This window comes from Streptomyces sp. NPDC058685 (genome assembly GCF_042714725.1).
GTDB lineage: Bacteria > Actinomycetota > Actinomycetes > Streptomycetales > Streptomycetaceae > Streptomyces.
Genome location: NZ_JBHXSL010000021.1, coordinates 12,030 through 24,596, shown reverse-complemented (window position 1 = coordinate 24,596; position 12,567 = coordinate 12,030). Strand labels below are relative to the sequence as shown.

Sequence of the window (12,567 nt, the reverse complement as noted above, 5' to 3'; positions counted from 1 at the left end):
GACCCGCACCCCCTACACCCGCACCTCCTCGTACCGCCGCAAAAACGCCCCCACCCCCCGCACCCCCCGATGCCCCCTCAGCGTCCTCGCCGTCGAGGACAGCAGTGCCTGGATACGTGCCGACTGGACCCCGTCCAGCACATCCAGCGCCGCCTCCGCCGCCGACGCCGCTTCGTCCGGGGTGCCTCCGTGGGCCAGGTCCGTCGCCAGTTCCGCGCGGTACAGCGCGAGGTTGCGGGTGAAGCGGCGGTCCTGGAGCGTCGCCGCACGGCGTGCGTGGCGGATCGCGCGCGGCCAGTCGCCCAGCGTCGCCCAGCACTGCGCCTGGAGCGACTCCAGCTCCGGTTCGCCGAAGAACGACATCCACTCCGGATCCACCGCCCCCGCCCCCGCCCCCGCCCCCGCCCGCGCCCCCCGGTCGAAGTACGTGTGCGCCCGTGTCAGTGCCTGCTCGCAGCCCGCACGGTCCCCCAGCCCCGCCCAGCCCCCCGCCTCCCGCAGCGAGAGCAGCGCCAGCAGCCGCGGGGACGACAGGTGCTCGGCCGCACGCAGACCGGCCTGCGCCGAGCGGACGGCTTCACGGGGCCGGCCCGTATCCCTCGCCAGGAACGACGTGTTGCAGAACGCGTGCGCCTCCAGCGCCGCGTCCCCGGCCACCCGCGCCGTCGCCAGCGCCTCCGCGTAGTGCGACCGCGCGTCGTCGAACCGGCCCGAGTCGTGCGCCAGCCACCCCACGGAGATGGCCAGTTCACCGGCGCCGGAGTGAAGCCGGTCCGTCGTCGAGCGCCGGGCGGCGATCCCCGCGTCGAGCAACGCGTAGGCCGCCCGCAGCGGTTGCGCGGCACGACGGTACAGGCCGTCCGCGCCGTGCCGGTCGTCGAGCAGCCGGATCCGCCGTACCGCCTCCTCGACGGCTTTCACCTCCGGCTCGCCGACCCTGCGGCGGCCCTGTGAGGGCACGGCCATGGAGCTCAGCCCCAGGGACGCGGCCGCCGCCGTGGCGGTGCCGCTCGTCATGAATGCGCGACGCAGCACGTCGCTCTCCTCGTCGCTGTCGGTGCCGGTGTGAGTCGTGGCCGCGAAGCCGAACGCCCTTGTGTCCAGAGCCTGTTCGTGAGCCTGTTCGCGCGGTCGGCACCTGGCCCCGCCCCGCACCTGCTCCCGTGCCGTGAACCCCAGGTCCCCCAGAGCGAGACCCGGAAACATATGGAGGAAAACCCGCTCGTACGCGTAGTTGGGGCAGCGGATCTCGCCCGCCTCCACGCGCCCGATGTAGCGGGCGTCGCAGGAGACCTGCTCGCCGATCTCCCGCGCCGCCTTGCGTACGGCGGCGGCGAACTCCCCCGGCGATCGTTGCCCGCGCAACCGTCGGAAGGCGAGGTTGGGAACTGCCCGTGATGCCTGTGACGACGACGCCATGGCCGAGCCCTCTCTTGGTGCAGCCGTGTTCCGGCGGAGCAAGAACGTACCTGCTGTGACGACCCGCACACGCAGGGTTTGCCTACAAAAGGGATAACTCACCCTCGATCTGCCATGAAGTGCCACCCTTTGCGGCGGCGTGCCGCCGTAGCCCTTGACGCGTACGGGCGTTGAACTCCATGGAGGCTCGGTATGTGCTTCCACTCGAGCGAGGAGGCGATCCCCTTGTTGGAGGTCGGCATGGAGACCAGCGCCAACGGCGGCGTCCGGGCGCCTGCGACATCTGCGACGACGGCTCGGCACCTGCCCAGCCCGGACGGCAGCGCCCCACCGGGTGGCGACGGCCCGGACGGCGGCTGTGACCTCGTGACGGTCCCGGCGCGCCAGGGCCTGGAGGCGGTCGACATCCTGCGCCGCGCCGCCGCACCTGCCGTCGGACCGGTGCTCCACGACGGTGAGTGCGACACCCTCGGGTTTCTGGTTCCGCCGGGCACGGCCGACGGCTGGGACATGCCGGGCAGCGCGTGCACGCAGACGGCCGGCCGGGGACTGCGGATCCCCGCCGAACCTCCGGTGCGCGGCAGCGGCTGGCTGCTGCCGCCGGGTGACGCGGACGAGGTCACGGACCCGGCGGTGCTGCGCGAGGCGCTGGGCGAGGCGGCCCGGCTGATCGAAGCGGCGGACAGCCGCCGGTAGCCGCCCCCGCGGAAGCCTCCGCCCCGGCACACCCCCACGCCACCGCACCGCAGGCGCCGCCCTCCCACCGGGCCCGATAATGGAGGGATGGCGAAGAGCAGGCGGAACAAGGGCGGTGGCGGTGCCGGCAGCCCCGAGCCCGTCGTCGCGCAGGTCGACGGCGGACTCGCGGAGCTGATACCCGACCGCGAGCGTCCGCGTGCCTGGGCGCTGCTCATCGACGGTGCGCCCCAGTCGCATGTCGACCTCGACGATCCGGCGCACCTGTCCTTCGAGTACCAGCGCCGCCTCGGCCATGTCGTCGATCTCGTGGCGCCCCCGGGCCGGCCTCTTCAGGTCGTCCACCTCGGCGGCGGGGCCTTCACGCTCGCCCGCTATGTCGCGGCGACCCGCCCCCGGTCGACGCAGCAGGTGGTGGAGCTCGACGGACCGCTGGTCCAACTGGTGCGCTCGCATCTGCCGTTGGACCCGGGCGCCCGTATACGCGTACGGTCCGGCGACGCCCGCGCCGGGCTCGCCAAGGTGCCGGACGGCTGGGCGGATCTCGTCATCGCGGATGTGTTCGGCGGCGCCCGCACCCCCGCGCATCTGACCAGTACGGAGTTCCTCGCCGATGTCCGCCGTGTCCTGCGTCCCGGCGGGCACTACGCGGCGAATCTGGCCGACGGTCCGCCCCTCGCGCATCTGCGCGCCCAAGTCGCCACCGCCGCGGGTCTGTTCCCGGAACTGGCGCTCGCCGCCGACCCCACGGTCTTCCGCGGCCGCCGGTTCGGCAACGCCGTGCTGCTGGCCTCGGACGTCCCGCTGCCCGTCGCCGAGTTCACCCGCCGCGTCGCGAGCGACCCGCATCCCGGCCGGGTCGAGCACGGCAAGGAACTCGTGGACTTCACGGGGGGCGCGGCCGCGGTCACCGACGCGAGCGCGAAGCCCTCACCGGCGCCTCCACCCGCCGTCTTCCGCTGACCGCGGCCGACCGCAGCCGACCGCGGTGCGTGGCGGCGCGACCCGCGCCGAGCCGGGCACGGCGACCCACGTCCGCGGCAGCCACCGCGACCGCCGCGCCGCACTCAGCGCTTGTCGAACTGCACCATCGGCGGATGGCCGTTCCAGGTGCAGAACACCGACGACTCCCGCCCGTCCTTGGTGAACGTCACCCGGATCCACTCCGGTTGCTTCCACACCTGCATCTGCCAGCCCGTGTCGGGCGTCGCCGACGCCAGCTCCGCGTACGTGTCGCGGATGTCGAACACGACCCGGCCGCCGTCGACCGTGTAGCCCTTCACGCTTCCCGGGGCGGACTGCTGCGGCGGTGAAGCGGACGGGGGTGCTTCGGACTTGTCGGACTTTCCCGCCGAGGGCGTGGTCGACGGGCTCCGCTTCCGCTCCTTCGACGGGCTCGGGCTCGCCGGCCGTGAGGGCGGCTCCTGCGTCGGCGAGGCCTGCGGCCTCGAGCCCTGCGTGGTCGCGGTGTCCGCGCTGATCGGCAGTGCGCGCGGGCGGTCGTACGCGGTCCCGGACATCACCGTGTGGACGCCCCACCACGACAGTGTGACCGCCGCCCCGGTGGACAGCGACCACGCCATGGCATGTACCAGTCCTCTACGCATCGTTGCCCATACTGCACCACGCGCCCCACCCGTGTCCCGGAGAGGACCGAGCCGTTCCGGATCGTCAGCGACCTGCTCCGGATGGCGACCGCGGTACTCCGTATGGCGTACGGTGCCGCCCATGGCAAGTGTGCTCGTGGTCGAGGACGACCAGTTCGTGCGCTCCGCCCTCATCCGGCACTTGACCGAGGCCTCCCACACCGTACGGAGCGTCGGCACGGCCCTGGAGGCGCTGCGCGAGGTGGCCCATTTCCGCTTCGACGTGGTCATTCTCGATCTCGGTCTGCCCGACCTGGACGGGGCGGAGGCGCTGAAGATGCTGCGGGGCATCACCGACGTGCCGGTGATCATCGCGACCGCTCGGGACGACGAGACCGAGATCGTCCGGCTGCTCAACGACGGCGCCGACGACTACCTCATCAAGCCCTTCTCGGTGGAGCACCTGTCCGCGCGGATGGCCGCCGTCCTGCGCCGCTCGCGGGTCGCCGCCGGGGACGTACCGCCCTCGCGCGTCATCCAGGTCGGCGGTCTGTCCATCGACCCGCTGCGCCGCCAGGCCGAGCTGGACGGCGCCGCACTGGATCTGACCCGCCGGGAGTTCGACCTGCTGGCCTTCCTGGCCGGCCGCCCCGGAGTCGTCGTCCCGCGCAAGGAACTCCTCGCCGAGGTCTGGCAGCAGAGCTACGGCGACGACCAGACCATCGACGTCCATCTGAGCTGGCTGCGGCGCAAGCTCGGTGAGACCGCGGCACGGCCCCGCTATCTCCACACACTGCGGGGAGTCGGAGTGAAGCTGGAACCGCCGAACGGACAGATGAGATGAGATGGGCACTCGTCAAGGTCTCGCTGGCGGTCACGGCGATGGTCGTGGTGGCCTTCGCCGTACCGCTCGGGCTCGTCATCAAGGAGATGGCCAGCGACCGCGCCTTCTCCAACGCCGAGCGCCAGGCCGCCGCCATCGGCCCCACCCTCTCCATCACCGCCGAGCGTGACCCGCTGGAGCGGGCCGTGATGTCGACCCAGGCCGGAGCGGCCGGCCGGATGGCCGTGCACGTCCCGGCCTCCGGTGAACCCGGCAGCGTGCCCGTCGACATCGGCATCCGCCGGGCCGCGACGGCCGACCTCGCCACCACCCAGCGCCTCGGCCGCGCCTCCATCACCGAAGTCCGCGGCGGCTCCGCCCTGCTGCAACCCACCGCCATCGGCACCGGCCAGATCGCGGTCGTCGAGGTGTTCGTGCCCGAGGGCGAGGTCTCCAACGGCGTCGGCACCGCCTGGCTGGTCCTCGGTGGCGTCGGCATCGCCCTGATCATCGGCTCGGTCGCGGTCGCCGACCGCCTCGGCAGCCGGATGGTGACGCCCGCGCAGCGGCTCGCGGGCGCGGCCCACGACCTCGGCGAGGGCAGGCTGGGGGCGAGGGTCCCCGAGGAGGGGCCGACCGAACTGCGGTCGGCCGCGATCGCGTTCAACGCCATGGCCGACCAGGTCGTCCAGCTCCTCGCCAACGAGCGGGAGCTGGCGGCCGACCTCTCGCACCGGCTGCGCACCCCGCTGACCGTGCTGCGCCTCAACGCGGCTTCGCTGGGCGAGGGCCCGGCGGCCGAGCAGACCAGGACCGCCGTCGAGCAGCTGGAGCGGGAGGTCGACACGATCATCCGCACCGCGCGTGAGGCCAAGCCGCAGACCGTGGCCAACGGCCCGGGAGCCGGCTGCGACGCCTCCGAGGTCGTCCGCGAGCGCATGGACTTCTGGTCCGCGCTGGCGGAGGACGAGGGCCGCAAGGTGCGGGTCGCGGGCGTCGACCGTCCCGTACGCATCCCGGTCGCCCGTCCCGAACTGGCCGCCGCCCTCGACGCGTTGCTCGGCAACGTCTTCCGTCACACCCCCGAGGGCACCGCGTTCTCCGTGGACGTGCACAACGGCGACGACGCCGTCATCGTGCTCGTCTCCGACGCCGGTGCGGGCATCACCGATCCGGAGGCCGCGATGGCCCGCGGCAACAGCGGTGGCCGGGACGGCTCGACGGGTCTGGGCCTCGACATCGTGCGCAGGGTCGCCGAGTCGACGGGCGGGGACGTGCGGATAGGCAGTTCGGTGCTCGGCGGCACGGAGGTACGGCTGTGGCTCGGCCTCGGCCCCCGCCAGGGCGCCCAGGGCGAGCGCCGCAGGGGCCACCGCGGCACCGAACGGCGGCGCAGGAGGGGCTTTTCCCGCTCCCACTCCCGGGTCGGCGGCCCCGACCATTAATCGGTTCCGATGCCGTCCTTAACGGCGCCATAAGAAGGTCGAACCCCGCCCTGAACCGGTCATTTGTCCGTTCCGGTATCGCTAGCGTGCTGCCACACCCCCCACTTCCGTAAGACAGAGGCAGGCACGCAATGGGCAGTAGTACGCACCGGCGCACGGCGAGCGGCAGGACCAAGGCAGTCGGCGCGCTCGTCGCGGCCACGGTCGCCGGCGGCGCCGCGTTCGCTCTGACGGGCACGGCCCAGGCCGCCGCCGTCGGCGCCGCGTACACCAAGACCAGCTCCTGGACCGGCGGTTACACCGGCCAGTACGTCGTCACCAACGCCACCGGGAAGGCCCAGTCGGGCTGGACGCTCGAGTTCGACCTCCCGGCCGGGACCACGATCAGTTCCCTGTGGAACGGGGAGCACACGGTCAAGGGGCAGCACGTCACCGTGAAGCCCACGAGCTGGAACAAGGAGCTCGCGCCCGGCGCCTCGGTGACCGTCGGCTTCGTCACCTCCGCGAGCGGTACCTCCACGGCCGCCGACCCCACGTCCTGTCTCATCAACGAGGCCACGTGTTCCCTCGACACCGGCGCCACCCCGCAGCCCACCGGCCGGCCCACCGAGCAGCCGAAGCCCACCCCGACGGCCACGGCCAGCAAGCCGGCGACGCCCACCCCCACCAAGACGGCCACGCCCACCCCGACGCCGAGTGAGACCCCCGGCAACGGCACCAAGGCGGCCGCGGGCTACGCCCCGTACATCGACACCTCGCTGTTCCCGTCGTACGACATGCTCGACACGGTCACCAAGACGGGCGTCAAGGAGTTCAACCTCGCCTTCATCACCTCGGGCGGCAGCTGCGCCCCGCTGTGGGGCGGCGTCACCGGGCTCGGCGACAACGCTGTCGCCAACCAGATAGGCGCCCTGCGCGCCGAGGGCGGTGACGTCCGCGTCTCCTTCGGCGGCGCCGCGGGCTCCGAACTGGGCCTGAACTGCTCCTCGGCCGACGAGCTCGCGAAGGCGTACGGCAAGGTGATCGACACCTACAAGCTGACCAAGGTCGACTTCGACATCGAAGGCGCCGCGCTGCCGGACACCGCGGCCAACACCCGCCGCTCGCAGGCGATCGCGCAGCTCCAGAAAGCGCACCCCGGCCTGGACGTCTCCTTCACGCTGCCGGTGATGCCCACCGGACTGACCCAGCCGGGCGTGGACCTGGTCGCCGACGCCAAGAAGAACGGGGTGAAGGTCTCCGCGGTCAACATCATGGCGATGGACTACGGGCCGGCCTTCAGCGACGACATGGGTGACTACGCGATCCAGGCGGCCACCGCCACCCAGGCCCAGATCAAGGGCGTCCTCGGGCTCTCCGAAGCGGCTGCCTGGAAGGCCGTCGCCGTCACCCCGATGATCGGTGTCAACGACGTCGTGACCGAGATCTTCACGGTCGAGGACGCCACGCAGCTGGTGGAGTTCGCCACGTCCAAGGACATGGGCTGGCTGTCGATGTGGTCCTCGACCCGGGACAAGCAGTGCCCCGGCGGCGAGAAGCCGGCCGCCGACGCGACCTGTAGCTCGATCCTCCAGCAGCCGCTGGCCTTCACGAAGGCGTTCGCCGCCTACAAGTAGCCGCTCCGCCCCCACCCGCGTCCCGGCCGGACTTCCCCCCACCCGGCCGGGACGCGCCTTTCCCCAGGGGCCGGAGGGTCAGTCCCGGTGGCCGAGGACGGCGATGGCGCGGTCGAAGGCGGAGTCGCGTCCCTTCGCGAACTCCTCGTCGGTGAAGACCGGTTCGGTCAGATGCGGCGGGATGCCGGCGCCGTCGAAGGTCTGCCCGGTGCGGGTCAGGAACTCCTCGTTGGGCAGCAGGACCGTCATACCGTTCGGGAGCGTGCGGCGGAGCACGTCGGAGAACACGCCCTGGGTGGGCTGCCCGATCCGGACCGTCGTGCCCGGGCGGCCCATCAGCGCCTGGGTGAACGTCTCACCGGCGCTGACCGTCGACCCACCCGTCAGGACCGCGACCGGCCCCGTGTAGCGGGGTGCGGCCGCCGGCTGCACGTACTGCGGCTGGGGGCGGGTGAACCGCGCCGGGTCGGCGGGGTCGTTCCGCGCCCGCTTCGCATAGGCGTAGTAGGGCCGGTCGGTCAGTCTCCCGGCGAGCTGGAGCCCGAGGGCGTCGGAGCCGCCGCCGTTGATCCGCAGATCGATGATCAGCCCGCGCAGCCGTGCCGTGTGCGCGGGGGTGAGCACGGCGTCGAGCGCGCTGTCCAGTGCCGCGCTGTTGGCCGCGAAGTCGTTCGTCTCGCTGTAGCCGGCGAAGCCCGAGATCCTCACGTATCCGCGATTCCCGGGGAGTTCCGCGTAGCCGATCCTGCCGCCGGCGTACCTGCGCAGCTTCGCGCCCCCGAGATCGTGCTCCTCGATGTGTGCGACGACCTTGGCGTCCAGTTCCTCGCCGGGCATGACCGTACCCGGACGGACGCTGCCCCAGCGGGTGTCACCCGACGACAGCCCGACATGGGCGTCGTGCAGCGGAGCGAGCATCTCGCGGAAGAGGGCGAAGAGTTCGGAGTCCGTCGTCCCCGCGTGGACCCGCGGACGGTAGCGCTCGCGCACGGCGTCCCAGTCGACTCCCTTGGCGGCGAAGAAGGGGTAGTTCTCCTCGAAGCTCTGCCACAGGACGTCGAAGGCGGCGACCGGCCCGGTCGGCGGCGCCGTCCGGCAGGCGGCGGGCAGCGCGCCGACGCGGCGCAGCCCGCGGTCACCGGGCGAGCCGTCGATGTGCAGCCATGACCGCCCCGGCCGCCCCTGGGGCCGCACGGTGAGGACATCGCCCTCCGGGCTCAGATACCGGGCGGTGCCGTGTCCGCCGCCGGTCCGCGCGGCTGAGGCGCCCTTGATACAGCTGACAGCGGTGACCTGGTACTCCTGGAGCCGGCCGCCGTCCAGGGAGAGGACGGCGCCGTACCCGTCGACCTGCCAGATCCCGCTCGGTGTCCCGCCCGGCGATGCCCCGGCCTGCGTGAGGGGCAGGGCCGTGCCCGCGGTGACAGCCAGCAACGCGGCTGCCACCACGGTCCTGCGCCGTGCTCCCGAACCAATTCCGAACCGCATGTCGTGCCTTCCCCGTGGACCGTTGATCTCTTCGGCCCATCCTCGGCCGGACAGCCCGGCCGGGGACATGGCGCCCACAGGTCACTCGGGGGTGGGGACAACCCCCGGACGGTCAGGCCGGGGACGCACCCGGCAGCGCCCCCGTCCGTGCCACCTCCGCGTACCAGCGAGCGCTCGACTTGGGCGTACGGACCTGGGTCTCGTAGTCCACGTACACCGCTCCGAAGCGCTTGCTGTACCCGTAGGACCACTCGAAGTTGTCCAGCAGGGACCAGAGGAAGTAGCCGCGCACATCGGCTCCGTCGGCGATCGCCCGGTGCACCGCCGCGAGATGGCCGTGCAGATAGGCGATGCGCTCGGGGTCGTGGACCGTGCCGTCGGCGGCCGGCTTGTCGTCGCAGGCGGCCCCGTTCTCGGTGATCATCAGCGGCACGCCCGACGCCTTGTGCGCATAGGTCATCAGCAGGTCGTAGAGACCCGTCGGGTCGATCGACCAGCCCATCTCGGTGCGCTCGCCGGGCGGTTGGTGGAAGGCGACGCCATCCGCGCCCGGCCAGGGGGAGTGCTCGCTCGCGCCGTGGCCGTCGTTGCGCTCGGCGGTCCCGCCCTCGGTGGCCGACACCAGCGCCGGGGCGTAGTAGTTCAGCCCCAGCCAGTCCAGCGGCTGCCGGATCGCCGTCGTGTCGCCGTCGTGGACGAAGGACCAGTCGGTGAGCCGTGCCGTGTCCGCGAGAAGATCCTCCGGGTAGGAGCCCCGGAGCAGCGGATCGGCGAACACCCGGTTCGCCAGCGCGTCGATACGTCGCGCCGCGTCCAGGTCCCCGGGGCTCTGGCTGAGCGGCCGGACGACGCTCGGATTGAGGCTGATGGAGAGCTGCGCCTCGGCGGGCAGAGCGGCGCGCAGCGCCTGGACGGCGAGACCGTGGCCCAGGTTGAGATGGTGCGCGGCCCGCAGGGCTGCCACCGGATCGGTGCGGCCGGGGGCGTGCACACCGGAGCCGTAGCCCAGAAAGGCGCTGCACCAGGGCTCGTTGAGGGTGGTCCACAGGTCCACCCGGTCGCCGAGCGCCCCGGCCACGATCCCGGCGTAATCGGCGAACCGGTACGCCGTCTCCCGCTCGGGCCAGCCGCCCGCGGACTCCAGCTCCTGGGGAAGGTCCCAGTGGTAGAGCGTGAGCACCGGGCGGATGCCGTGGTCGAGCAGATCGTCGACGAGACCGCGGTAGAAGTCGAGGCCCTGCTGGACGGCGGGGCCGCGGCCGGTGGGCTGCACACGCGGCCAGGAGACCGAGAAGCGATAGGCGCCCACCCCCAGGTCCGCCATCAGCCGCACGTCCTCGGCACGGCGGTGGAAGTGGTCGGTGGCGATGTCGCCGGTGTCCCCGTTCTCGGTCCTGCCCGGGGTGTGACTGAAGGTGTCCCAGATCGACGCGGTACGGCCGCCCTCACGCACCGCGCCCTCGATCTGGTACGCGGCGGTCGCGGTGCCCCACAGGAATCCGGGCGGAAAGCTGACGGACATGGATGAGCTCCCAACATGGATGTAGGAACGAGAGGACACAGGGGAGCGGACGGGGCTCTGCCCCGGGTTCGGCCCTTGACGTTCGGCCCACGACGCTTCAGCCCTTGACGGCGCCCTGCATGATGCCGCCGACGATGTGCCTGCCGAAGACGACGAAGGCGATGAGCAGCGGCAGAGTGCCGAGCAGCGCGCCCGCCATGATCACCGACTGGTCGGGGATGTAGCCGCGGCCGAGCCCGGTCAGGGCGACCTGCACGGTCGGACTGCCGTTCTGGGTCAGCGCGATGATCGGCCAGAAGAAGTCGTTCCAGGCCATCACGAAGGTCAGCATCCCCAGCACCGCCATCGCCGGCCGCGCCGCCGGGAAGACGATGTGCCACACCACGCGCCAGCTGTTGGCACCGTCCACCCGGGCCGCCTCGATCAGCTCGGTGGGCAGCGCCTCGACGAGGTACTGGCGCATGAAGAACACCCCGAAGGCGCTCACCAGCGTGGGCAGGATGACGGACTGCAACTGGTCGGTCCAGGACAGCTCGGCGATGAGCATGTACAGCGGTACGACGCTGAGCTGCGGCGGCACCATCATCGTGCCGATCACCAGCAGCAGCAGGAGGTTCTTGAACCGGAACCGCAGCTTGGCGAAGGCGAAGCCGGCGAGGGTGGAGAAGAGCACCGTCCCCGCGGCGATCGAGCCCGCGACGATGGTGGTGTTGAGCAGCGCCGCGCCCATGTTGGCGTCGGTCCAGGCGATCTCCAGGTTCTTGAAGAGATTGCCGCCGAACCAGAAGGGCGGGGGAGTCTGCGCGAGACGGGAGTTGTTCCTGGAGGCCGCCACCGCCGTCCACACCAGCGGGAACAGCGAGCCGATGGTGAAGACGATCAGGACGGCATGAGTGATCCGGCCGCCGTGGAACTGGCGTCCGGCACGCTTGGCGCTCAGCGGTTTCGTCATGGCCGTCCCCCTACGCACTCTTGCTCAGACGCCGGGCGAGCAGCCAGTTCACCGCGCCGATCACCAACAGGATCAGGAACATCGCCCAGGCGATCGCCGAGGCCCGGCCCAGATGCAGGTTCACCCAGCCCTGCTCGTACAGATACAGGCCGAGGGTCTGGAACTGGTGGTCGGCGCCGCCGGTCGCGCCCGCACCGCCGTTGAACAGCAGCGGCTCGCCGAACAGCTGTGTCGCGCCGATCGTCGAGACCACACAGGTGAACAGGATCGTCGGCCGCAGCGAGGGGACCGTGACATGCAGGAACTGCTGCCAGCGCGAGGCCCCGTCCAGTGCCGCCGACTCGTACAGGTCGTTCGGTATGGCCTGCATCGCGGCCAGATAGATCAGCGCGTTGTACCCGGTCCAGCGCCAGATCACGATGGTGGACACGGCGAGCTGGGAGGTCCACCGGCCGTTCTGCCAGTCGACGTGGTCGAAACCCACCATCCCCAGCGCCCAGTTGATCATTCCGTAGTCGCGCCCGAAGAGCAGCACGAAGACGAGGGTGGCCGCGGCGACCGAGGTCGCGTACGGCGTCAGCGCCGCCACCCGGAAGAACATCGAGCCGCGCAGCCGGTAGTTGAGCAGATGGGCGATGCCGAGCGCGATCAGCAGCTGCGGCACCGTGGAGATCAGCCCGATCGTGACGGTGTTCTGGAGCGCGTTCCAGAAGAACTCGTCCTCCAGCAGCCGCGAGAAGTTCCGCAGCCCCACCCATTCCATGTCGGTGGGCGCCGTCAGCTCCACCCGGTGCAGCGAGGCCCAGCCGGTGTAGAGGAGCGGGAAGAGCCCGAAGGCCAGGAAGAACAGGAAGAACGGCGCGACGAAGGCGTACGGGCTCCACCGCACGTCCTGCCGGTAGCGGCGGCTGCGTCTGGCCCGCCGTCGCTCGTCGTGCCCCGCCTTTTCGGGCGGGCGCAGAGCCGCGCCCTCCTCCCCCAGGGAGGGCGCGGCGGCCGGTGCGTCACTTGCCATACCGG

General features: G+C 71.8%; 11 protein-coding genes. 5 read left to right on the top strand and 6 right to left on the bottom strand.

Annotation, left to right across the window (positions count from 1 at the left end; genetic code table 11):
* Positions 1-12: 12 nt before the first annotated feature.
* Positions 13-1,419, bottom strand: a complete 1,407-nt coding sequence (locus ACFWU3_RS18855; RefSeq protein WP_384438411.1) for a tetratricopeptide repeat protein — start codon at positions 1,417-1,419, stop codon at positions 13-15.
* 240 nt (positions 1,420-1,659) lie between these two features.
* Here ACFWU3_RS18855 and ACFWU3_RS18850 point away from each other — a divergent pair, with 240 nt between their 5' ends.
* On the top strand, positions 1,660-2,115 hold the full coding sequence (locus ACFWU3_RS18850) for a hypothetical protein (protein WP_384438598.1): 456 nt from the start codon (positions 1,660-1,662) through the stop codon (positions 2,113-2,115).
* An 87-nt stretch (positions 2,116-2,202) separates the two neighbouring features.
* Positions 2,203-3,078, top strand: coding sequence for a spermidine synthase (locus tag ACFWU3_RS18845; RefSeq protein WP_384438408.1), 876 nt, complete (start codon positions 2,203-2,205; stop codon positions 3,076-3,078).
* Positions 3,079-3,182: 104 nt separating this feature from the next.
* Here the strand turns inward: ACFWU3_RS18845 and ACFWU3_RS18840 are convergent, their stop codons facing one another.
* On the bottom strand, positions 3,183-3,722 hold the full coding sequence (locus ACFWU3_RS18840; protein WP_384438405.1) for a hypothetical protein: 540 nt from the start codon (positions 3,720-3,722) through the stop codon (positions 3,183-3,185).
* Between the two features lie 121 nt (positions 3,723-3,843).
* On the opposite strand from ACFWU3_RS18840, the gene ACFWU3_RS18835 reads away from it, so the two are divergent.
* The 3 genes from ACFWU3_RS18835 to ACFWU3_RS18825 all read left to right on the top strand — a co-directional run bounded on the left by ACFWU3_RS18835 (position 3,844) and on the right by ACFWU3_RS18825 (position 7,585).
* A complete protein-coding gene (locus ACFWU3_RS18835; RefSeq protein WP_327683973.1) occupies positions 3,844-4,545 on the top strand; it encodes a response regulator transcription factor in 702 nt (233 codons plus the stop codon).
* Positions 4,542-5,969, top strand: a complete 1,428-nt coding sequence (locus ACFWU3_RS18830; RefSeq protein WP_384438402.1) for an ATP-binding protein — start codon at positions 4,542-4,544, stop codon at positions 5,967-5,969. Before ACFWU3_RS18835 ends, ACFWU3_RS18830 begins: the two co-directional genes overlap by 4 nt.
* A 131-nt stretch (positions 5,970-6,100) precedes the next feature.
* Positions 6,101-7,585, top strand: coding sequence for a cellulose binding domain-containing protein (locus ACFWU3_RS18825; RefSeq protein ID WP_384438399.1), 1,485 nt, complete (start codon positions 6,101-6,103; stop codon positions 7,583-7,585).
* A 78-nt stretch (positions 7,586-7,663) separates the two neighbouring features.
* On the opposite strand, the gene ACFWU3_RS18820 is transcribed toward ACFWU3_RS18825, so the two are convergent.
* From ACFWU3_RS18820 to ACFWU3_RS18805, 4 genes are all read right to left on the bottom strand, one after another.
* Positions 7,664-9,073, bottom strand: a complete 1,410-nt coding sequence (locus ACFWU3_RS18820) for a S41 family peptidase (RefSeq protein ID WP_384438397.1) — start codon at positions 9,071-9,073, stop codon at positions 7,664-7,666.
* 112 nt (positions 9,074-9,185) lie between these two features.
* The gene (locus tag ACFWU3_RS18815) at positions 9,186-10,595 is read right to left on the bottom strand and encodes a GH1 family beta-glucosidase (RefSeq protein ID WP_384438394.1); all 1,410 of its coding nucleotides are present in this window, start codon (positions 10,593-10,595) and stop codon (positions 9,186-9,188) included.
* Positions 10,596-10,692: 97 nt separating this feature from the next.
* On the bottom strand, positions 10,693-11,547 hold the full coding sequence (locus ACFWU3_RS18810; protein ID WP_384438391.1) for a carbohydrate ABC transporter permease: 855 nt from the start codon (positions 11,545-11,547) through the stop codon (positions 10,693-10,695).
* Between the two features lie 10 nt (positions 11,548-11,557).
* Positions 11,558-12,562, bottom strand: coding sequence for a carbohydrate ABC transporter permease (locus ACFWU3_RS18805; protein ID WP_384438388.1), 1,005 nt, complete (start codon positions 12,560-12,562; stop codon positions 11,558-11,560).
* Positions 12,563-12,567 lie beyond the last annotated feature (5 nt).